General features: G+C 72.4%; 16 protein-coding genes. 13 read left to right on the forward strand and 3 right to left on the reverse strand.

Features of this window, described 5'->3' with window-relative positions; genetic code table 11:
* Positions 1-495, forward strand: a 495-nt coding sequence (locus HLK59_RS35595; protein ID WP_206327989.1) for a MarR family transcriptional regulator, incomplete at its 5' end; no start/stop codon positions are given.
* A gap of 189 nt (positions 496-684) precedes the next feature.
* Here HLK59_RS35595 and HLK59_RS35600 read toward each other — a convergent pair.
* The 3 genes from HLK59_RS35600 to HLK59_RS35610 form a co-directional block, all read right to left on the reverse strand.
* Positions 685-1,650: an iron chelate uptake ABC transporter family permease subunit gene (locus HLK59_RS35600; RefSeq protein WP_346779885.1), complete on the reverse strand. Its 966-nt coding sequence runs from the start codon at positions 1,648-1,650 to the stop codon at positions 685-687.
* 77 nt (positions 1,651-1,727) lie between these two features.
* Positions 1,728-2,729 carry an iron ABC transporter permease gene (locus HLK59_RS35605; RefSeq protein ID WP_346779886.1) on the reverse strand — a complete coding sequence of 334 codons (1,002 nt, stop codon included), beginning with the start codon at positions 2,727-2,729 and terminating at the stop codon, positions 1,728-1,730.
* Positions 2,726-3,781, reverse strand: a complete 1,056-nt coding sequence (locus tag HLK59_RS35610; RefSeq protein ID WP_171145747.1) for an ABC transporter substrate-binding protein — start codon at positions 3,779-3,781, stop codon at positions 2,726-2,728. Before HLK59_RS35610 ends, HLK59_RS35605 begins: the two co-directional genes overlap by 4 nt.
* 154 nt (positions 3,782-3,935) lie before the next feature.
* Between HLK59_RS35610 and HLK59_RS35615 the strand changes: the two genes are divergently transcribed.
* The 12 genes from HLK59_RS35615 to HLK59_RS35670 all read left to right on the forward strand — a co-directional run.
* Complete coding sequence (locus HLK59_RS35615; RefSeq protein WP_171145748.1) at positions 3,936-6,866, forward strand: aminotransferase; 2,931 nt, start codon at positions 3,936-3,938, stop codon at positions 6,864-6,866.
* 6 nt (positions 6,867-6,872) lie between these two features.
* Complete coding sequence (locus HLK59_RS35620) at positions 6,873-7,880, forward strand: LacI family DNA-binding transcriptional regulator (protein ID WP_171145749.1); 1,008 nt, start codon at positions 6,873-6,875, stop codon at positions 7,878-7,880.
* A 93-nt stretch (positions 7,881-7,973) separates the two neighbouring features.
* Complete coding sequence (locus tag HLK59_RS35625; RefSeq protein ID WP_171145750.1) at positions 7,974-9,569, forward strand: ABC transporter substrate-binding protein; 1,596 nt, start codon at positions 7,974-7,976, stop codon at positions 9,567-9,569.
* A 6-nt stretch (positions 9,570-9,575) separates the two neighbouring features.
* The gene (locus HLK59_RS35630; RefSeq protein WP_171145751.1) at positions 9,576-10,547 is read left to right on the forward strand and encodes an ABC transporter permease; all 972 of its coding nucleotides are present in this window, start codon (positions 9,576-9,578) and stop codon (positions 10,545-10,547) included.
* Positions 10,544-11,563: an ABC transporter permease gene (locus HLK59_RS35635; RefSeq protein ID WP_171145752.1), complete on the forward strand. Its 1,020-nt coding sequence runs from the start codon at positions 10,544-10,546 to the stop codon at positions 11,561-11,563. Before HLK59_RS35630 ends, HLK59_RS35635 begins: the two co-directional genes overlap by 4 nt.
* Positions 11,560-12,561: an ABC transporter ATP-binding protein gene (locus HLK59_RS35640; RefSeq protein ID WP_171145753.1), complete on the forward strand. Its 1,002-nt coding sequence runs from the start codon at positions 11,560-11,562 to the stop codon at positions 12,559-12,561. Before HLK59_RS35635 ends, HLK59_RS35640 begins: the two co-directional genes overlap by 4 nt.
* Entirely contained in the window at positions 12,558-13,283 is a 726-nt protein-coding gene (locus tag HLK59_RS35645) for an ATP-binding cassette domain-containing protein (RefSeq protein WP_171145754.1), read from the forward strand. The genes HLK59_RS35640 and HLK59_RS35645 overlap by 4 nt, the downstream gene beginning before the upstream one ends.
* Complete coding sequence (locus tag HLK59_RS35650; protein WP_171145755.1) at positions 13,280-14,317, forward strand: P1 family peptidase; 1,038 nt, start codon at positions 13,280-13,282, stop codon at positions 14,315-14,317. Before HLK59_RS35645 ends, HLK59_RS35650 begins: the two co-directional genes overlap by 4 nt.
* Complete coding sequence (locus tag HLK59_RS35655; RefSeq protein WP_206327990.1) at positions 14,287-15,372, forward strand: C45 family peptidase; 1,086 nt, start codon at positions 14,287-14,289, stop codon at positions 15,370-15,372. The genes HLK59_RS35650 and HLK59_RS35655 overlap by 31 nt, the downstream gene beginning before the upstream one ends.
* Entirely contained in the window at positions 15,357-17,114 is a 1,758-nt protein-coding gene (locus tag HLK59_RS35660) for an MOSC domain-containing protein (RefSeq protein WP_171145756.1), read from the forward strand. The genes HLK59_RS35655 and HLK59_RS35660 overlap by 16 nt, the downstream gene beginning before the upstream one ends.
* 224 nt (positions 17,115-17,338) lie before the next feature.
* Positions 17,339-20,350 (forward strand): LuxR family transcriptional regulator, encoded by a 3,012-nt coding sequence (locus HLK59_RS35665; protein ID WP_240982837.1) that lies wholly within the window; start codon positions 17,339-17,341, stop codon positions 20,348-20,350.
* A gap of 818 nt (positions 20,351-21,168) precedes the next feature.
* Positions 21,169-22,488: serine/threonine-protein kinase (locus HLK59_RS35670; protein ID WP_171145760.1), on the forward strand; the 1,320-nt coding region annotated here is incomplete at its 3' end.

Raw genomic sequence — 22,488 nt, forward strand, 5'->3', positions numbered from 1 at the left:
GTGGGGGAGGGCGGTGAGGAGGCCTTCCCCGACTGGTTCATCGAGAGCTTCGCGGACTACTGGCAGAGCATGGGTTCCTCGCGCATCGAGGGCCGGATCGCCGCGTACCTGATGGTCAGCGACGCCCCCGAGGGCGTGTCCGCCGAGGAACTGGCCGAGGCCGCCGGCGCGAGTCGCGGCTCGGTGTCGACGTACACCCGGAGTCTCATCGCGGCGGGATTCGTGCGCCTGGTGCGCCGCCCGGACGACCGTGCCCACTACTACGTCATGGACGAGGACGTCTGGGGCGGCTTCCTCGACAAGGAACAGGGCTATCTGAGGAGCCAGCGCGCCCTCGCCGCCCGCGCCCTCGCCCGCACCGCGCCCGGCGGACCCGCCCACCAGCGCATCCGCAACATGCATGACTACCTCGCCTGGCTCCTGGACGTCCAGCGCATGCCGGCCGCCTGGCGCGCGTACAAGACGGAACGGGACGCGGGGGAGAGCGCGGAGTAGAGCGGAGCGTGGGGGATGTCCCACGTGACCCCACTGCGCACACCACCGGGCGCGCCACAGCGTCCCTGGTCCCACGCGCCGCGGCGTTTGCGACGGCGCCCGCCACGCGCATACCGAGCCGGCCCCACCCCGATCACGGAAGGCCGCGAGCGACGATCGGGCGGGACAAGGCCGGTGCGCGGGTGCCGGTCAGAGTGTTCCTGCGGTACGACGGGAGCGGCCGAGCAGCCACAGCAGGCAGGGCGCGCCCAGCGCTCCGGTGACGACGCCGACGGGGAACCGGGTGTCGAAAGCGAACTGGCCGATCAGGTCGGCGGCCAGGACCAGCACGGCACCGGTGAGCGCGGCGGGCAGGAGCGGTGAGCCGCCCGCGCCGGTCAGGCGGTGGGCGATCGGGGCGGAGAGGAACGCGACGAACGCGATGGGACCGGTGGCGGCCGTGGCCAGCGCGGTCAGGCCGACCGCACCGAGCACCAGGGCCAGCCGTACGGCCTCGACCCGGGTGCCCAGCGCCCGGGCGGTGTCGTCGCCGAGCTGAAGCGCCGTCAACGGCCGGTCGAGCGCCAGCAGGACGGCCGACAGCGGCAGCACCCCGGCGGCCAGCGGGCCCACCCCGTCCCAGAACGCGCTGCCCAGACTGCCCGTCAGCCACCGCATCGCCTCCTGCACGTCCCAGGCCGGAGCACGCAGCAGCAAATAGGAGGTCGTGCTGTTGAGCAGTGCCCCGACGCCGATGCCGACGAGCACGAGCCGCGCGCCCAGGACCCCCTGTCGATACGTGAGCAGGTGGATGACGAGCGCGACCGCGATCCCCGCCGGTACGGCGACGAGGAACACGGACGTCCCGCTCAGCCCCAGCACGATGATCGCGAACACCGCCGCGGCACTCGCGCCCGAGGTGATGCCGATGACGTCGGGACTGGCCAGCATGTTCCGCAGCAGGGTCTGGAAGGTCGCCCCGGCCAGCCCGAACGCGAACCCGGCCAGCGCCCCCGTGAGGGCCCGCGGCAGCCGCAGCCTTCCCACGGTGAAGGAGGCGCCGGGCACGCTGTCACCGAGGACGACGCGCAGGGCGTCGTACGGGGAGTAGACGGTGTGCCCGACGCAGAGGCTGGTGAGGAACAGCGCGGTGAGCACCGCCGCCAGCGCGGCCACGGCGTTTCTCCTACGGCGGATGCGACGCCGTCGGCCACGGCGGATCGCCTCGACGGAACCGGCGGCCGGTGACGTCCTCACAGCTCCCGCACCTTCTGCCGCCGGGCGACGGCGATGAACACCGGTGCTCCGATGACCGCCGTCACGATGCCGACCTCCATGTCCCCGGGCCGGGCCACCAGTCGACCCGTCACATCGGCGAGGGTCACCAGGGCCGCCCCGGCCAGTGCCGACAGGGGCAGCACCCGGCGGTTGTCGGGGCCGGTCAGCAGCCGGACCGTGTGCGGGACGACCAGTCCGACGAAGCCGATCGGTCCGGCCGCCGCGGTGGCGGCCCCGCACAGCAGGACCGCCCCCGAGGCGGCCGACAGGCGGGTACGGGCGACGTGTTGGCCCAGCCCGGTGGCGAGGTCGTCGCCGAGCGCGAGCGCGTTGAGGCCCCGCGCGGACGCCAGGCTCAGGAGGAAACCTAGGAGCAGCAGCGGCAGCACCTGGCGGATGCCGTCCGCCGACGCGCCGCCCACCCCGCCGATCTGCCAGAACCGGAAGGTGTTCACCACGTCGAGGCGCGGCAGCAGCACCGCGCTGACCAGCGAGGACAGTGCGGCCGTCACCATCGTCCCGACCAGCGCCAGCTTGACCGGCGTCGCCCCGCCCCGCCCGCGCGAGCCGATCACGTACACGAGGACGGCCGCCGCGCCCGCCCCGGCCACCGCGAGCCACATGTACTGCGCCGGCGTGCTGATGCCGAGGTAGGCGATCCCGCAGACGACCGCCAGCGCGGCCCCGGCGTTGACGCCGAGGATGCCGGGGTCGGCCAGCGGATTGCGGGTCAGGCTCTGCATCACCGCCCCGGCCGTGCCGAGCGCCGCGCCGACCAGTAGCGCGAGCCCCGTGCGGGGGACGCGCTGCCGGACGGCGGCCCGGGCGAGGGTGCCGTCCTCGCCGTGGACGAGGGCGGCGAACGCGTCGCCGGGGGAGACCGTACGGGCCCCGAACATGACGGAGAGCAGGGCGGCGGCCGCGACGAGCGCCAGGCAGGCCGCCGGCACCAGCAAGGGACGCGGCCGTCCGGTCACTTGAGTTTCGCGACGGCGTCGGCCAGCAGTCCGGCGTACTCGTCGGTCGTGGCCGGAATCGTCAGCGCGGTCGGCGGCGAGAGCGCGGCGGCCAGTTCGGAGCCGTCCGCGACGACCACGACGGCGCCCTTGGCGATGGCCGGGATCTTGCCGAGCAGCGGGTCCTTCTGGAGGCGGCCGAGGAGCTGGCCGTCGCCGTAGGTGACGATCACGTCCACGTCGTCGAAGACGTCGGCCTTCTCGGCGCTGAGGGTGCCGTAGAACTCGTCGGTCTTCGCCGAGAGCGTGGCCAGGCTCGCCGGGATCTTCATCCCGAGGTCCACGGAGAACTGATTGCGCACGTCATGGCTGGTGTAGTAGCCGACCTTGCTGAAGTCCTCGGGATCGAAGTAACCGACCAGCGCGGTACGGTCCTTGATCGAGGGGTGGCTCGCGGACGCGTCGGCGATCGACTTCTCCAGGCTCGTCACGAGCGCGTCGCCCTGGGAGGCGAGGCCCAGCGCCCGCGCGTCCAGCTCGATGGTGTCCCGCCAGCTCGTGCCGAAGGCCAGCGAGGGGTAGGCGACGGTCGGCGCGATCTCGCTGAGGGTCGTGTAGTCGTCCTTGGAGATGCCGGAGTACGACGCGAGGATCACGTCGGGCCGGGTGTCGGCGATCGCCTCGAAGTCCAGGCCGTCGGACTCGTCGAACAGCGCGGGTGTCTTCGCCTTGAGCTCGGTGAGTTTCTTCGCGGTCCAGGACAGCACGCCGTCGCCGTCCTGGTCGCCGTAGGTCTGCTTCGGTATGCCGACGGGGACGACGTCGAGGGCGAGCGCCGCGTCGTGGTTGCTCCACACGATCGTGGCCACGCGGGTGGGCTTCTTCTCGATGACCGTCGTACCGAAGGCGTGCTCGATGCTCACGGGGAAGGAGGCCGAGGGGGACGCGTCCGAGGACCCGGCGGAACCGGAACCGGAGCCGGATGCGGAGTCGGAGTTCGCGCAGCCCGTCAGCGCGAGCAGGGCGGAGGCCGCGCAGGCGGCCAGGGTTCTTCTGAGGAAGGGGAGTCTCACGGAGGTGAGGGTAGCCTTACCAACTCGAAACTTTCAATTTTTTTGAAATGTCTCCTGTGGGCATTGACGTGCCGGGATGTCGGCTCTACGTTTGCCGGAACGTTCCGGCATGCACGAGACATGCGAGAGACACGCAAGAGAAGCGGTGCCACCCATGGGTCTTCCCTCCGCCGACTGGCTCGTCCGGCCGATCGCCCCGGTCGACGAGGCCGAGCTGCTCGCGCTGCTCGACGAGCGGTACGGGGTTCAGGGCACCCTGCGGTCGCTCGGCAGCCAGCAGGACCTCAACTTCCGGGTGCGTACGCAGACCGGTGACCACGTCCTCAAGGTGAGCAACCCGGCCGTGGACCCGGCCGCCCTGCGCGCTCAGTGCTCGGCGATCGAAGAACTGGCCGCCGCGCTGCCCGAGTTGCGCGTGCCCAGGCCGCGACCGGGCGTGGACGGCGACCTGTTGCAGTGGCTCACGGTCGACGGCTCGGAACTCGCCTGCCTGCTGCTGGACTTCGTCCCCGGCGAGCCCATCATGGACAGCCGCTACCTCGCCCCCGCGGTCGTCGCCCGGCTCGGCTCGATCGCCGGCCGGGTCGCGGCAGAGCTGTCCGGGCTGTCCGGGCTCGACGTCCCGGCGGTGGATCGCACCCGTCTGTGGGACCTGCGCAACGCGCTCACCGTGGTCGAGACGCTCGCCCCGCACCTGCCCGACCAGATCCGCGCCCAACGGGTGCTGCGCGCGGCCCGCGCCGCCCACGCCCTGGTCGCGCCGTACGCCGACCGCCTTCCGGTGCAGCTGATCCACGGCGATCTCACCGACAACAACGTCGTCTGCGACACGGGCCCCGACGGACGGCCGATGCCGGTCGGCGTGATCGACTTCGGCGATCTGGGTGCCGGCTGGACCATCGCGGAGCTGGCTGTCACCTGCACCTCGCTCCTGCACCACCACGGGGCGGGCCCGGCGTCCGTGGTGCCCGCCGTGCGCGCCTTCCACGAGCAACGCCCGCTCGGCGACGACGAGTTGGAAGCACTGTGGCCGCTGATCGTGCTGCGGTCGGCCGTCCTGGTGGTCAGCGGTCAGTACGACGTGGCACTCGCCCCGGACAACGACTACGCCTCCGCCGCTCTCGAACGCGAGTGGACGATGTTCGAAGTGGCCACCTCGGCTCCGGCGCAGGTGATGACGGCACAGCTCCGTCACGCGCTGGAGCGGACGCCCGCGCCGCAAGAGCCCGCGGCCGGAGAGCGGCTGCTGCCCGCCCTCCCCGACGACGTCCACGTCCTCGACCTCTCCGTCTTCGCCGACGATCTGCACACCGGCTTCTGGCGCACGCCGAACGCCGAACGCGTCCTCGCCGGAGCGGAATTGAGCGCGACCCGGGCCGTCCACACCCGGCACGGCGAATTCCGGATGACCCGTGCGCGGGTCGACGGCGCTGCCCCCGCGGAGACCTGCGCGCTCGGCGTCGACGTGTACGTCACCGAGCCGCTGGAGGTCCGCGCCCCCTGGGCGGGCACGCTCTCCCGCGACACCGACCGGACGGTGGCGCTACGGCGGGCGGACGGCCCCGACCTGATCCTCGACGGCATCGACACCGGCACCCTGACCTCCGGCCCCGTCACCTCCGGCCAACCGCTCGGCACCGTGGCCGACCAGGACGGATTCCATGTCCTGGGCGTCCAGCTCAGCCACCTCCCCGGTGTACGCCCGCCCCGCTTCGCCACGCCCGAACTCGCCGACGGGTGGCTGCGGACGTGCCCCGACCCCACGGCGCTGCTGCTCCCCGGGATCCCCGAACCCGTCGTTGCCGAAGGGGAGTTGCTGGACCGCCGCAACCACGCCCTCGCCACCGTCCAGGAGCACTACTACGAGGAGCCTCCCCGCATCGAGCGCGGCTGGCGCCAGTACCTGATCGACACGAGGGCCCGCGGCTACCTGGACATGCTCAACAACGTGAGCATCCTCGGCCACGGCCACCCCGTCCTGAGCGACGCCGTGCACCGCCAGTGGCAGCGGCTGAACACCAACTCCCGTTTCCACTACGCCTCGGTGGTCGAGCTGTCGGAACGGCTCACCGAGCTGCTCCCCGCCGGACTGGACACCGTGTTCCTGGTGAACAGCGGCTCCGAGGCGGTCGACCTCGCGCTGCGCCTCGCCTGGGCGACGACCGGACGCCAGGACGTGGTCGCCGTGGAGGAGGCGTACCACGGCTGGACCTACGCGAGCGACGCCGTCTCCACATCGGTCGCCGACAACCCCAACGCCCTGGAATCGCGGCCGCCCTGGGTGCACACCGTCGCCGCGCCCAACTCCTACCGGGGCCGCCACCGCGGCGAGGAGGCACGGCGCTACGGCCCCGAGGCCGCCGCCCGCATCACCGAACTCGCCGCCCAGGGACACGCACCCGCAGCCTTCCTGTGCGAGCCGTACTACGGCAACGCCGGTGGAATGGCCCTCCCCGACGGCTACCTGGAGCAGGTCTACGCGGCCACCCGAGCCGCCGGCGGCCTGTGCATCGCCGACGAGGTGCAGGTCGGGTACGGCCGACTCGGCACCCACTTCTGGGGGTTCGAGCAGCAAGGTGTCGTCCCGGACGTCGTGACCGTCGCCAAGGCCATGGGCAACGGCCACCCGCTCGGCGCCGTCATCACCCGCCGGGACATCGCCGACGCCTACCGCACCCAGGGCTACTTCTTCTCGTCCGCCGGCGGCAGCCCCGTCAGCTCGGTCGTCGGCCTGACCGTCCTCGACATCATGCGCGACGAGGATCTCCAGGCCAACGCCCTCGAAGTCGGCGGCCACTTGAAGCGGCGGCTGGTCGAACTCGCCGACCGGCACCCGCTGATCGGCGCGGTGCACGGCTCAGGGCTGTACCTGGGCGTGGAGTTCGTGCGCGACCGTACGACCCTGGAGCCGGCGACCGAGGAGACGGCCGCCATCTGCGAGCGGCTGCGCGAACTCGGTGTGATCATGCAGCCGACGTCCGACCGGCAGTGCGTGCTGAAGATCAAGCCGCCGCTGTGTCTGACCCGGGACAGCGCGGACGTCTTCGTCGCCGCCCTCGACGACGTCCTCACGAACGGCTGGTGATCCGCGATGACCTCCGCAACCCCCGGCACGCCGGCCACCATCGCCGACGTGGCCCGCGCGGCCGCCGTCTCCAAGACCACCGCCTCGGACGCCCTGCGCGGCCACGGCCGGGTGTCGGGACCCACCCGCCGGGCGGTCCTGGACGCGGCCGAACGGCTCGGCTACGCCCCCAACCGCAGCGCCCGCAGCCTGCGCACCTCGGTGACCGAGACCATCGCGCTGCACATCCCCGAGTTCCTGACGAGCGCCGAGTACTACATGTCGTTCGTCTTCGGCGTCGCCGAACAGGCCGCCCGCGCCGGGCTCAACGTCACCCTGCTGTCCTCCGGGCACCTCCCGCACCGCCGGACGGAGGTTCCGCAGGTGGACGGGCTGGTGCTGTGCGACCCGGTGGCCGAGGACCCGGTCGTCGAGCAGCTGATGGGCAGCGGACTGCCGGTCGTCACGGCCGAGCGGTACGTCGGGGACCGGCAGCCCACCGGTGTCATATGGTCCGACCACGACGCCTCGATGACCGAACTCCTGGACCATCTCCGCGCGTCGGGCGCCCGCCGTCCCGCCTTCGTCGCCTCCGACACCACCGGCGACTGGGCCCTCACCCTCCAGCGGACCTACGCCCGCTGGTGCGCCGAGCGCGACGTTCCCGAACTCGCGAGCAAGGCGCCGTTCGGATCCCCGCCGGGTGTGCTCCAGGCCGTGGTCCGGCAACTGCTGGCGCGCGCCCCGGAGATCGACGCGATCGTGTGTGCCGCGGACGGCGCGGCCGCCGCGGTCCTGCCCGAACTCCGCGCCGCCGGACGCACGGTGGGCGAGGACATCCTCCTCGCCTCCTGCGTCGACAGCTCCGCCATGCGCACGGCGGAGCCCCCGATCACCGCGGTCGACCTCCGCCCGCGGACCATGGGCGCCGAATGCGCCCGCCTGCTCTGCGAGATCCTCTCCGGCGAGACGCCGAAGGGCACCGTCCGCGACCTTCCCATCGAGATGAAGATCCGGGCGTCCACGCGTCCGTAGGCGTCACAGGAATCCCTTGTCCCCTCAACTGACCTCTTTCCCCAGCATCGTTGCCGGAACGATCCGGCAACCTCCCCGAAAGGAGGAGCGGCCATGCGAAGATCAGCAGTCGTCGTGTGTTCCGTCGCTCTCTCGGCCGCCGTGACATCCTGTTCGGCACCCGCCGCGACCGACACCGGTGCCGCGGGCAAAGCCTCGAAGTCCGGCTATCTCGCCCGGTCCGACGCGTCCCTGAAGGGCTCCGGACCGCTCACCGTCCAGCTCGACTACGACTCCGTGGAGGCCGGCGGCCTCGACCCGCAGACCGCCGCCACCGCCCGTTCCTGGTCGATCGAGTCCCTGGTCTACGAACCCCTCGTGACCGTCGACGCCAAGTTCGGCATCAAGCCCCTGCTGGCCAGCTCCTGGAAGCAGCCGGACGCCACCACCTACGTCTTCACGCTGCGCAAGGGCGTGACGTTCTCCAACGGCCGTGCGCTCACCGCCGCCGATGTGGTCGGCAGCATCAAGCGGCTGCTGAAGTCCAAGGCCGCCTACGCCGCCCAGCTCGGCCCGGTGAAGTCGGTGCGGGCCACCGGCGCCGACGAGGTCACCGTCGAACTCTCCAAGGCCTACACGCCGTTCCTCGCGGCGCTCGCCAACACCCCGGCCGCGATCCTGCCCATGAAGGAGATCGAGGACGGCTCGCTCGACCCGCAGAAGGAGATGCTGGGCACCGGCCCGTTCGTGGTGAAGGACCACAAGCAGGACCAGTACTGGAACTTCACCCCCAACACCGCCTACCGCGACGCGAAGTCCGTACGGATCACCGATCTCAAGGTCGAGATCGTGCCGCAGGAGGCCGCCCGGCTCGCCGCCCTCCGCAACGGCACGGCGGGCCTCGTGAACTTCAACAACGTCGATTCCATGGACCAGTTGACGGGCACCCGCAACGCCGAGGTGGTGAGCCAGACCAACAGCGACTTCTACTACCTGATCCAGAACTCCAAGAACCCCGACTCGCCGCTGGCCGACGAGAAGGTCAGGTTCGCCCTCGACAGCGCCCTGAACCGCGAGGAGATCGCCTCCGTCGCCCTCGGTGGCCAGTCGCAGCCCACCGGAGTGACGCCCAGCGTCCTGCCCGGCGCCTGCGACCCCGCGAAGCTCCCTGCCGAGACCGGCGACACCGCACCCCTGAAGAACGTCGGCACGCTCCGCCTCGCGGTGTACACCTCCGAGCCCGCCGTCGGCCAGATCGCCCAGGTGATCCAGCAGCAGCTCGCCGAGGCCGGCGTCACCGTCAAGATCCAGAAGTACGACGACACCACCTACGGCGCCAAGGTCTTCGGCGCCGAGCCCGACTTCGACCTCGCCGTCGGCTGGTTCGCCGGATACGTCGACGCCTCCATGGTGTCCCGCTGGTGGAACCCGGTCCTCGCCGGCTTCTCCGGCACCTTCCTCAACGACGACAAGACCCTCGACGCGCTCATCGACCGGGCCGCGAGCGAACCCGACGGCGCCGCCCGCACCAAGACGCTCGCCGCACTGTGCGCCCGCGTCGACACCGCCGCCCAGATGCTGCCCCTGGTCACCCGCCCCTCCGTCGTCGGCTACCGCACCGACCAGGTCAGCCCGACCCTGCGCACCGCCGAGGGCTACGGCAACTTCCTGCGCGACATCACCTCGTACACCCTCCCGGGCGCGAAGTAGGCCGCCATGGACCACATCCGCTGGCTCCTCGGCCGTGTCGCGACCGCCGCGCTCACCCTCTTCGGTGTCTCGGTGCTGATCTTCGCCGCCGTCCGCGCGATGCCCGGCAGCTACACCGACCTCGTGCTGGGACCGCTCGCCTCGCGGGCGGACAAGGCGGAGGCCGCGGCCCGCTTCGGCCTCGACCGCCCGGTGACCGAGCAGTACCTGTACTGGCTGCGCAACGCCGTCCAGGGCGACTTCGGCACCTCGCTGGCCGCCCGCACCCCGGTCGCCGCAGAGTTCGGCGACCGGCTGCCGGTCACCGTGACCCTCACCGTGCTCGCCCTCGTCCTCACCGTCGCCGTCGGTGTCCCGCTCGGTGTGTACACCGGCACCCGTGACGGCGGCGGACGCGGCGGAGTGGCGGGCCGGCTGGTCAGCGCCCTCGGCATGAGCCTGCCGGAGTTCGTCCTCGGCAGCCTGGTGGTGTTCCTCTTCACCCGCTACAGCCTGGGCCTGACCGTGGGTACCTACGTCCCCTGGTCCACGGACCCGCTCGGCTCGATCAGCTCCCTGCTCCTGCCCGCCTGCGTCCTCGCCGTGTTCTGTGTCGCCGCGACCGCCCGCACCACCCGCGACGCGGTCCTCGGCGTACGGGTGGAACCGCACATCGCGGCCGCGGTCGCCCGCGGCGAACCGAAGGGCTTCATCGTGCGCCACCACGTCCTGCGCAACGCCTCGGTGCCCGTCCTCACCCTGGTCGCCACCCTCAGCGCCTATCTCCTCGGCGGCGCGGTGATCGTGGAGCGCCTCTTCAACGTCCCCGGCCTCGGCTCCTACCTCGTCGACGGCCTCGACCGCCGCGACTACGCCGTCATCCAGGCGGGCGTGCTCCTCGCGGCGACGGTCTTCATCACGACCAACCTGCTCGTCGACCTGGTGAGCGGACTGATCGACCCGCGCATCAGCACGATGGGGAAGGGGGCGGCGGCATGAAGGCGAAGGGATTCCGGATCCGCCCGGCCTCGGAGCGGGCGGGCGCTCCGGCCGTGTCGAAGGCCCCCGCGCATACCGGAGACCGCGCGCCTGCCGAACCGAAGGCCGCGGCGGATGCCGTGGACGGCGGTCCGGTCGCGCCGAACACCGCCACCCACGACGCTCTCCCGCGCCGGCTCCGCCGTGCCGTGGCCCTGCGCGGCCACGACGGCCTCTTCCGCGCCGCCCTATGGGTGCTCGTCGCGCTCCTCCTCGTCACCCTGGTCGGCCGGCTCGCCGGGGTCGGCGGCCGCCCCGACGCCATCGTCGGACCCCGTCTCCAACCGCCGGGCCCCGGCTGGCTCCTCGGCACCGACAACCTCGGCCGCTCCCTCCTGCCCCGGCTGTTCCAGGGCATCGGCACCACCTTGCTGCTGTCGGCCCTCGCGGTCACCTGCACCGCCGTCATCAGCACCGCCCTCGGCGTCCTCGCCGGCTACCGGGGCGGCCGTACCGCCGAGATCGTCCTGCGGATCGGGGACGTCCTGTACGCCTTCCCCGCCATCGTGCTGGCCGTCCTGGTCGCCGCGGTCCTCGGCCCCGGCCGCACCGCGGCCCTGGCTGCGATCGTCCTGGTGACCGTCCCGCTGATGACCCGCATGGTCGGCATCGCTGCCCGCGCGGTCGCCCGCCGCGAGTTCGTCACCGCCGCCAGGATCAGCGGGGTCCGCGCCCCGACGATCATGCTCCGGCACATCCTGCCCAACGTCGCCGGCACCGTCGCCGTCCAGGGCACCTACGCCCTGTCCGTCGGCATCCTCGTCGAGGGCGGCCTCAGCTTCCTCGGCTACGGCGTCCAGCTCCCGGACGCCTCCCTCGGACTGCTCATCCAGGAAGGCGGCCTCTACATGGTCGGCGCCCCCTGGCTGATCGTCGCCCCCGGCATCGTCCTGGTCGCCGCCATCATGGCGATCAACCTCATCGGGGACAGCCTGCGCGACCGCTTCGAACCCCGGGAGACGAGGTCGCTGACATGACGACACCCCTGCCGGAGAACGTCGCCGGCCTGACGACACCGCTGCTGGAGATCGAGGACGTCGTCGCCGAGTACCGCACCGGCGAGCGCGTCGTCCGCGCCCTCGACGGCGCCTCCCTCACCGTCCACCGCGGCGAGAGCGTCGGCATCGTCGGCGAGTCCGGCTCCGGCAAGTCCACGCTGGGTCTGCTGATCGGACGCCTGCTGCCCCGGGCCACCGTGATTCCGAGCGGACGCGTCCTGCTCGACGGCGAGTCCGTGCTCGACCTGCCCACCGACCGCCTCGCCCGACTCCGTCGGGAACGGCTGGCCTTCGTACCGCAGGACCCCGTCGGCGCCCTCGATCCGACCCTGCGGATCGGCCGCCAACTCAAGCTCGCCCTAAGGGGGTTCGAGGCGGACCCGGCCGCCCTCCTCGAAGGCGTCCGCATCCGCGACCCCGAGCGTGTCCTGCGCCTCTACCCGCACCAGATCTCCGGCGGTATGGCCCAGCGCGTCATCGTCGCCATGGCGATGGCCCGCAAGCCCGACCTCCTGATCGCCGACGAACCGACCGCCGCCCTCGACAGCCAGGTCCGCGAGGAAGTCCTCCGTCTGCTGTTCGGCCTCGCCGCCGAGCACGGCACCACCGTGCTCTGGCTCAGCCACGACCTCGGCGGAGTCGCCCGCCACTGCGACCGCATCGCCGTCATGTACGGCGGCCGGATCGTCGAGGACGGACCCACCGCCCAGGTCCTCACCGCACCCCAACACCCCTACACCGCCGCCCTGTCGGCGGCCGACCCCGCCCGCGGGAAGGACGGCACCCGGCTGCTCGCCATCGCCGGCGCCCCACCCGTCCTCACCGAGGACGAACCCGGCTGCGTCTTCGGCCCCCGCTGCCCGTCGGCGACCGGCGACTGCGCCACGACCCGCCCCACGGCTCGCGAGATCGAGGGCCGCACGGTCCTGTGCCACCACCCGGCCGGAGCGGCACGGGCGAAGGAGGACGCCCGATGAGCCCCGAACCGGTCCTCGAACTCGACGCCGTCTCCGTGGTGTTCAAGCACATCACGGCCATGTCCGACGTCAGCTTCCGGATCGCCGCCGGTGAGACCCTCGGCCTGGTCGGCGAGTCCGGCTCCGGCAAGACCACCACCGGATCCGTCGCCCTCGGGCTGCGGAAGCCCACCTCCGGCACCGTCCGCTTCCCCTACGGCGGCCGCCGAACCCGTGCCGGAGAGGTCCAAGCGGTCCTGCAGAACCCGCACTGGTCCCTCAACCCCCGCCTCACCGTGGCCGACTCGGTCGCCGAACCCCTCGCCGCCGTCGAAGGCGGCCGACTGCGCACCCACCACCAGGCAGCCCTGCGCATCCTCGACCAGGTGGGCCTGCCCGCCTCCTTCGGTGAACGCCTGCCGCACGAACTCTCCGGCGGCCAGCGCCAACGCGTCGCCATCGCCCGCGCGTTGATCACCCGCCCCAAGTTCATCGTCCTCGACGAGGCGGTCAGCGCGCTGGACGTGTCCGTACAGGCGCAGATCCTCAACCTCCTCCACGACCTCCAGACCGAACACGGCTTCGGCGCCCTGTTCATCTCCCACGACCTCGCCGCGGTGCGCTACCTCGCCCACCGCGTGGCGGTGATGCGTGCCGGCGCGATCGTCGAACTCGCCGACGCCCACCGCTTCTACGCCACCCCGCAGCACCCCTACTCCCGACAGCTCCTGGAGACGCTATGACGCTCACCGAGAACCCGGCACCGGCCGCCGGCCGGGTCGTCCCGACCCCCTCCTTCGGACCGGCCGAGAGCAACGACGACCTCGACCTCGTGCCACGGCCCAGCCCCGGCGCGGGCACCGTCGAGTTCGACTTCCCCGGCGTCGAGGTCGGCACCGCCCAGTACACCGAGGGCCCCACCGGCACCACCGTCCTCCATGTCCCGGCGGGCGCCCGCATGTTCATCGACGAACGCGGCGGCGCCATCGGCCTCTCCTACGGCGACAAGCAGTACGCCCACGCCATCTGCCTCTCGGGAGGCTCCCTGTACGGCCTCGGCGCCTGCGCCGGAGTCGCCGACGAACTGCGCGCCCGAGTCGACAACAAGGTCGGCTGGAACGACCTCAAGTGCGTGTCCGGCGCGATCATCTACGACTTCGCCACCCGCGCCAACGCTGTCGTCCCCGACGCTGCCCTCGGCCGGGCCGCCCTGCGCCTGGCCGAACCCGGCCGCGTCCCCGTCGGCCGCGCGGGCGCCGGGATCAGCGCATCCGTCGGCAAGATCGACTGGTCGCGCTGCGAGTTCTCCGGCCAGGGCGCCGCCTTCCGGAAGATCGGCGACATCAGGATCCTCGCCGTGACCGTGGTCAACGCCGTCGGCGTCATCGTCGACCGCGACGGCACCGTGGTCCGCGGCAACTACGACCCCGCCACCGGCACCCGCCGCCTGCCCCACCTCGACTACCAGGCCGCGTTCGCCGGAGACGGTCCGACGACCGCGTCCGGCAACACCACCATCTCGGCGCTGATCACCAACGTGCGCCTCGACGACCGGGCGCTGGAACAGTTCGGCAGACAGGTGCACGGCTCCATGCACCGCGGCATCCAGCCCTTCCACACCAACCTCGACGGCGACACCCTCTTCACCCTCACCACCGACGAGGTCGACCTGCCGACCACCCCCTCCCGGATCGGCGCCCACGCGATCAACTCCGTGGGCCTCGGCTCCATCGCCGCCGAGGTGATGTGGGACGCGATCCTGAGCAGCACCCGGTGATCGCCCGCCACCACACCGACACCGCCGACCCGGCGGAACGCGGCCACGCACTCGGCGTGGCCGACGGCGCCCGTATCCGGGCCAGCATCAGCGAATACCGGCGACTCTTCGAGGCCGTACAGGTCGATCCGGCCCTGCTCCCGTCCTACGGCGACCAGGCGGCCGAGGAGATACGCGACTGGGCCCCCGCCCTGCACGAGGAACTGGCGGCGCTGGCCCGGGGCGCGGACCTGCCCCTGTGGCAGCTCGGCATGCTCAACGCCCGCACGGAGATCCTCGCCACCGTCGGCGCCACCGCCGACGGTGAGTGCACCACCGCCGTGTACGTCGGCGGCCCGGGCGCCCCGCACACCGTCCAGACCTGGGACTGGCACGAGGAGTTCGCCGGGACGAAGACCCTGGTACGGCACCCCGGCATACGGACCTTCACCGAGGCCGGCATCCTCGGCAAGATCGGCCTCAACTCGGCCGGCCTGGGACTCCACTTCAACATCCTCAGTCACGCGTCGGACGGCGAGCGGATCGGCGTACCGGTGCATGTCGTGGCCCGACGGATCCTCGACGAGGCCGCCACGATCGCCGAGGCCGTGGACATCGCCCGATCGGCCGAGGTGTCGGCGTCCACGGTCCTGACCGTCGTCACATACCACGGACGGCACGGCGACGCCGTCTGCGTCGAGCTCAGCCCGGCCGGGGTCGCCGTACTAGCTCCGGACGCCGACGGATACCTCCTGCACACCAACCACTTCCTCGACCCCCGCCTGGCCACGGGCGAACTCGCCACGAGCACCGCCGGCACCTACCCCCGCCTCGAACACATCACCGCGAGACAGAAGTTGCTCGCCTCTCCCGACCCGTCCCACTGGACCGAGCTGCTGCACGCGCACGAGAGCGACGGCGCCCCGGTGTGCTGCCACCCGCAGCCCGGACTGCCGTTCCACCAGCGGTGGCGCACTCTGCTGACGGTCCGCCTCGACCTGGCCGAGGGGCGACTGGCCTGCCACGAGGGCGGTCCGTGCACGGCGGGGGAGGAGTCGGCGTGGGAGCACTTCTGACCCCTCGTCTGGAGGCGCTCTACCGCTACCCGGTCAAGGGCCTGCCCGGCCAGTCGCTGCCCCACGCGCATCTCACGGCGGGCCAAGGCCTGCCGCTGGACCGGGTGTTCGGGCTGACCGAGGGGGCGGCGCCGGTCGAGCCGGACGCGCACGGATGGATCTCCAGCGAGCTGCTGCTGCGCCTGCGCAAGCACGCCGAACTCGGCCTGTGCCGGCTGGAAACGGAGCCGGACGCACTCCTGCTCACCACCGCTGACGGCCGCAAGGTGCGGATTCCCCTCGACGGCCCGCTCGGCCCTGTCGGCGACATCCGCCTGGTCCGTCCCGGCGCGTCCCTGTGGGACTGGTCCGACGCGCCGCTCTCCGTCATCAACCTCGACACGGTGGAGGCGCTGGCGCAGGCCGCCGGCGTCCCCGTCGACCCGCTCCGCTTCCGCGCCAACCTGTACGTCTCCGGCCTGGGCGCCTGGCGCGAGCTGGACCTGCCCGGAGCACGGGTCCGACTCGGTGAGGCAGAGCTGGAGTTCACGTTCCCCGTCGAGCGCTGCCGGGCCACCACGATCCGGCCCGGGACGGGCGTGCGCGACCTCAATGTCCCGGCCCTGCTCGCCTCCCGCTTCGGCCACCTGTACTGCGGGATGTACGCGAGGGTCGTGCGCGGCGGCCGGATCGATCCGGGCGCCCCGCTCGTCGACCGTGGCCGCGCCCCCGCGCAGCCCCGGTACGCCGCACGCCTGGCCGAACCCGGCCGCCCCCGGTACGCCGAACTGATCCGGCGTACGCGGGAGAGCCCCACCGTCACCACCTTCGCCTTCCACGATCGGGCGGGCGCGCACTGCCGACCCGGGCAGCACCTCCGGCTCCATCTCGCCGACGAGACGGGCCCGTTGTGGCGGTGCTACACCATCACCGGGGCCTCCGACACCGAACTGCGCATCAGCGTCAAGCGGGTCAGGGACGGCCGGGTGTCGGGCCGACTGCACGCCCTGCCGACGGGCGCGCGGGTGCTCCTTTCAGGACCCTACGGCGACGACCTCATGGACTCCGACCAGAGCCGCCCCCTCCTGATGGCCGTGGCAGGCATCGGCATCACGCCCGTACTCCCCATCCTGCGCGCCCTGTTGGACGCCGACTCCGAGCGGCCGGTCACCGTACTGAACGTCGTGCGCACGAGCACGGAGACCCCGCTGTGGGAGGAGGCACTCGCCCTGCTGGCGAAACTCCCGAACGCCACGGCACGCCTGCACGTCACCGACCCCGGCCCCGGACTGCCGTACGGCGCCCACGCGGGCCGTCCCACCACCGCGGAACTGGGTGAACTCGCGGCCGACGGCACGGTAGAGGCGTACCTCTGCGGCCCGCAGGCCTTCGTCGACACCGTCCGCGCCGCACTCCTGTCGGCCGGCGTCCCCGCGGACGCCGTACGCGACGAACGCTTCCTCTCACCCCGCCCGGTGTCCCTCGACGAGCGGCCACCACCCGCGCCCGGCCCGTTCACCGTGCACTACACGGCGAGTGGCACCCGCACGACCTGGACCGCCGACAGCGGCACGCTGCTCGACACGGCGGAGTCGGCAGGCCTCAGGCTCCCCTCGGCATGCCGCTCGGGAGCCTGCGGAACCTGCCGCAAGCGTGTCACCGGGACGGTCGCCCACCTGACCGAACCGGCCGCTCGACTGGAGTCCGGCCAGGCGCTGTTGTGCTGCGCGGTGCCGGTCGGGGACGTGGAGGTCCACGGATGAGCTGTGCCGGGCATGGGGTGCCGATGGAGATCAGCCCGACTTGGCTTGTTCTGACGAATGGATAGCTTGACTTGGTATTTCGGCTTCATTCACACTTTGGCCCGCCCGTCCTCACGGGCCACGTCACTGAGGCCGTCCGACGGGGGGACGCGAAGTGACGCGCGATGTCCTCGTGACCGTGCGGGAAGGCCGCATCCCGCGAACCGAGCCGTCAGGCCGAGTCCATGGAAGGGAACACGATGGTGCCGGCGTTCGAGGAGACAGCGACGACGCTGGTCGGGAGGGCCGGTGAGCTGGCGCGGTTCGACTCGGTCATCGGCAGTGTGGGGCAGGACGGCCGGCCCGCCGTGATCGACGTCGTCGGAGACGCCGGCATGGGCAAGAGCCGACTGCTCAGCGAGTTCTGCTCGCGGGCCCGGCAGCGGGGCCCGGCCGTGCTGCGCGGCAGGGCTACGGAGTACGAACTGCACACCCCCTTCCAGGCGTTCACGGACGCGTTCGTCGACGCCGACCCGGCCTTCCTCGCCTCGGACGCCGTCCCGGAGGCGGCGGCACCCGTCCTGTACGGCACGCACGCGGCGCAGCACCCGGCACCGGGCACGGGCGTCCGCGACCGCTTCGGCCTCCACCGCGCCCTCGCCGACGTGCTCACCAGGCTCGGGGAGCGGAGCGGGCTGGTGATGGTGCTGGACGACCTGCACTGGGCGGATCCCGCGTCCCTGGAGCTGCTGGACCACATGATCCGGCACCCCGTACGCGGACGGGTGCTGCTGGTCGTCGCACGCCGCGAACGGCAGACGGTGCCCTCCCTGGACGCCACGCTCATGCGGGGCGTCGACAGCGGAGCCGTAGTCCGTATGAGACTGCGACCGCTGGACGAACAGGAGTCGATCGAGGCACTGGCTGCGGACCTGCCACCGGGCGACGCCAGGGACATCTACGACGCCAGCGGGGGCAACCCGCTCTACCTCCACTGTCTCCTCCAGGCCCACCGGCAGGGTGTACGGCGGGGCACGGCCGTCCGCGGCCACGACGACACCGCGACCGGGACACCGAGCGGACTCGCCGCGCTGCTCCTGGAGGAACTGACCACGCTGCCGGCCGAACAACGTCGTACGGTCGAAGCGGTGGCGGTCCTCGGGGACCATGCCACGCCCGCCATGGTGAGTCTGACGACGGGGAACCCCACGGCGGCGGAACTAGACGACCGTATCGGCGCGTTGGCGCGCCGGGATCTGCTGCGCACGGGATCCGACGGCCGGTGGACGCTGCGCCACCCGCTGCTGCGGGCATCGGTCTACGAGCACATCCCCGCACCCCGCCGTGCCGCGATCCACCGCTCGGCCGCGGCCGAACTGGCCCGCGCGGGCGCCCCCGCCGCCGAACGCGCCCACCACGTGGAGAGATCGCTGACGGGCTGGGACCCCGCGGCGGCGGCCGTACTGAGCGAGGCCGCCGCCCAGTTCGCCCACACGGCGCCCGCCACGGCCGCCCATCTCCTGGACGTCGTGCTGCGGCTCATGCCGGACACGCCCGCCCACGCGCGGCAGCGCGGCGAACTGACGCTGGCACGGGCGAGAGCACTCGGCGTGGGCGGCAGCCTGCGGGAGAGCCGGGACCTGCTGCACGCGCTGATCAGCGGCCCGGGCGAGGACGACGCGACACTGCGCGGGGACGCGACGGCGCTGTGCGCCATGATGGAACGCCACCTCGGACACTCCCCGGAAGCCCTCGCCCTGCTCCAGCGGGAGCTGGCCCGCACTCCCGGTCCCGAGCCGCGCCAGGCGGTCTCGCTGGGGCTCGCCCTCGGCATGGCGGCCCTGAACACCGTCTCCTACGCCGACGTACGGGACGACATCGCGCGAACCCTCGCGGTGGCCCGCTCGCACGGCGACGTCCGGGGCGAGGCAGGGGTCCTGGCGCTGGCGTCGCTGGGTGAGGCCTACGAAGGGCAGGCCGCCGTAGCCCATCGGCTCGCCGACGCCGCGGCCGGGCTCGTGGACGGCTTCACCGATCCCGCCGTCACCGAGGCGTCCGAATCGCTGGTCTGGCTGGCCTGGGCGGAAGCCGTGCTGGAGCGCTACGCCGACGCGGAACGCCACGCCGACCGGGGGCTGGAAGTCGCCCGCCGCGGCGGTCAGGTCCACGTCCTGCCCCATCTGCTGACCGGCAAGGCCTTCGTACAGCTCACCACCTGCCGTCTGACGGCCGCTCTGGAGTCGGCGGAGGAGGCGGAATCCGTCGCGCGGGCCATCGGCAGCAGCGAACTCCTGGCCTTCACGCTGTGCTTCAAGGGACTGATCCTCCTGCTGTCCCGCCCCCTGGGCGACACAGCTGCCCTGACGACCGCGGAGGAGGCCGTGGCCGCGGCCGGCGGAAGCGCGCACTGGTGGGCGTCGCTGGCCGGATGCGTGCTCGGCCACACGGCCCTCGTCGGCGGCGAGCCGCACCGGGCCCAGCACGCCATCCTGACGGCGGGCGGCCCCGACCTGCTGAAACTCCAGCCCTCCACCCGCCCCGGCCAGCTGGAGACCCTCGTCGCCACGGCCCTCGCGACCGGCGACGCCGAACAGGCCGCGCGCTGGGCCGCACAGGCGGACGCCGAGGCCGAACGGATAGGGCTGCACGGTCAGCGGGGGGCGGCACTGCGCGCCCGGGCGGCACTGGCCCAGCACCGCGGAGACCCACGCGAGGCAGCCCACCTCTTCGAACGCGCCGCGCGGGCCTACGCACCCTCGGGGGCGACGCTCTGGGAGGCGTACTCCCTGCTGCTCGCCACCCCCCAGGCACAGGCCGCGGGAGACGCCCGACACGCCGCCGCCCTGTGGAGACGGGCCCACCGCCTCCTCGCCGACGGCGGCGCACACCTGCTGACCGACCTGGCCGCGATCGTGCGCCCACCGGGTGAGGAAGCGGTGCCCGGACGGACGGGACCGGAAGAGCCGGCGGACGAACGGCCGAGCACGCCCACGGAGCTGGACCAACTGACCAGACGGGAAAGGGAGATAGCCGATCTCGTCGCGGAAGGGCTCAGCAACCAGGCCATCGCCACGAAGCTCTTCCTCAGCGGCCGCACGGTCGAGAGCCACCTGTCGGCCATCTACCGCAAGACCGGACTGCCTTCCCGGTCGGCACTGGCGGGCCTGGTGACACGCACCGCCCTCGGACAACGGACCGCACCAGCCCCGCGACCACTGTTCTTCGACACGGGACACCCTCCCGGAGACCCGGTCTGAGCTCGGAGCCGCGACGTGGCGGAATACGTAGTCGGATACGTGGTTCCACTGAGGCGCCGTCACTCGAGTCGCGCCTACGTTCGGTGTGTCGGACAGGGTGATCGGTGTTGAGGGGACTGTGTGACAGGCAACGTCCAGGTGGTACGGGGAAGTTGGGTGACCTTGCTGGTGGCGGGGAGCCTGCTGACGGGATGTTCGGGCCAGGCGACGGACAAGTCGCCGGTACGGGAGAGCACTTCGGCGTCGGCCCCGTCTTCGGCCGGTGCCTCGGCCGGCCTTTCGCCGAGTGCCACCGCGACCCCGTCGGGGACCTCGTCCGCCGCCTCCACCGTCTTCACGCCGGATGCCTCCCTGGTGCCCAGGACCTCGAAGGACGGGCGCAGCCTGGCCGATGCCGTCGCGCTCGCCCCTGGCGACTGGGGCCGGGGTTACGTCGCCCAGACTCCGGCGGTGAGCACTGTGGGTACCTGGGCCGTGCTGGACCAGGACTGTCACTGGGAGCGGGAGAAGCTCCCCCGTGGGGTGCTGGCCAGCACGTCCCGGTACAGCGGGCTGCCCGCGGGCGCGGGCAAGGGCGCGGTGAGGGTGACGGCCGTGGCCACCGTGCACGGCTCCGTCCTCAGCGCCGACGAACAGTTGAGCACGACTCTCGAGGAGGTACTGCGCTGTCCGGAGCAGTCGCCGCGGTCGGAGGAGCGGATCACGGGTCTGATGTCGCTGGGCACCCCCTTCGGCGCCCGTGAACAGGAGTACGCGGACGACTCCGTGCTGGAGGCCGGCACCTACGTCGGGAGCGGCGGCGCCGGACAGCCGTACCACTGGATGGTCGCCCGCCTCGGCACGGTCGTCGTCGCCGTCTCCGTGACCGGCGGCACCGGTCACACCGAGCAGGACCTCAACGAACTCGGAAGCAAGGCCCTCGCGAAGATGCTGACGCGCATCGAGCAGCGGCTGAAGGAGAAGTGATGGAGCCGCTGCGTACCTCCGACCCTGCCAAACTGGCGGACTACCGGCTGCTCGGCCGGCTCGGCGCGGGCGGGATGGGTGTGGTGTACCTGGCCCGCTCGGTCGGCGGAACTCTGGTGGCGCTGAAGGTGATTCAGGCCGAGTACGCCGAGGACGGGGACTTCAGGGAGCGGTTCCGGCGCGAGGCGGAGACGGCACGGCGGATGACCAGCCCCTGGGTGGCGTCCCTGGTGGACGCGGATCCCGAGGCGGATCGGCCATGGCTCGCCACCGCGTTCGTGCCCGGCCCCTCGCTCGGCGAGGCCGTCGCCGAGTACGGGCCGCTGCCGGTGCGCGGTCTGCGGGTGCTCGGGGCGCGGCTCGCCGAAGCGCTGCGGGAGATCCACGCGGCCGGGCTCGTCCACCGGGACGTCAAGCCCGGAAACGTGCTGCTGGCCCTCGACGGGCCGCGGCTGATCGACTTCGGTATCGCCCGCGATCCGGAGGACACCGCGCTCACCTCGACCGGTGTCGTCGTCGGTACGCCGGGATTCCTGCCGCCGGAGCAGGCGCGTGGCGCGGGGGTGCCCGGACCGGCCGGTGATGTCTTCTCGCTGGGGTGTGTGCTGGCCTTCGCCGCCACGGGTCGTCCTCCGTTCGGGACCGGCTCGCTCGACGCCCTGCTGTACCGGACGGTGCACGACACTCCGGACCTCGACGGCGTTCCGGCGGAACTGGCCGGGGTGGTGGGTGGCTGTCTGGAGAAGGAGCCCGAACTGCGGCCCACCGCCGGGGAATTGACGGAGGCCTTGCTGGGCGCCGAACCTGCCGAGGCCGCCTCGTCCGCCGCGCCCGTCCGGTCTCTTCCGCCTGCCGATCCGCGGGAGGCACTGCGGGCGACACGCTCTCCGGCGCCCGAGGGTGAGAGGCCCGGCGACGAGAAACAGTCCTTTGAGCCCGGCGAAGAGACCTGGTTGCCCGAGCCGTTGGTCCGGATGATCGCGGAGCGTTCGGCCGCCGGGCTGGCGCTGCCCGCCATCGACGACACTGAGGTCGCCGCCGCGTCCACCGAGGCCGACGCGACGGGCACCACGGCCGCGCAGCCCGCGGACCGTGCCGTCGGCAGACGCCGGTTCCTGCTCCTGGCCGGGGGCGGGGCGGTCGTGGTGCGGCTGCACGAGGCGCACGGGGGG

Source organism: Streptomyces sp. S3(2020) (genome assembly GCF_013044505.1).
GTDB lineage: Bacteria > Actinomycetota > Actinomycetes > Streptomycetales > Streptomycetaceae > Streptomyces.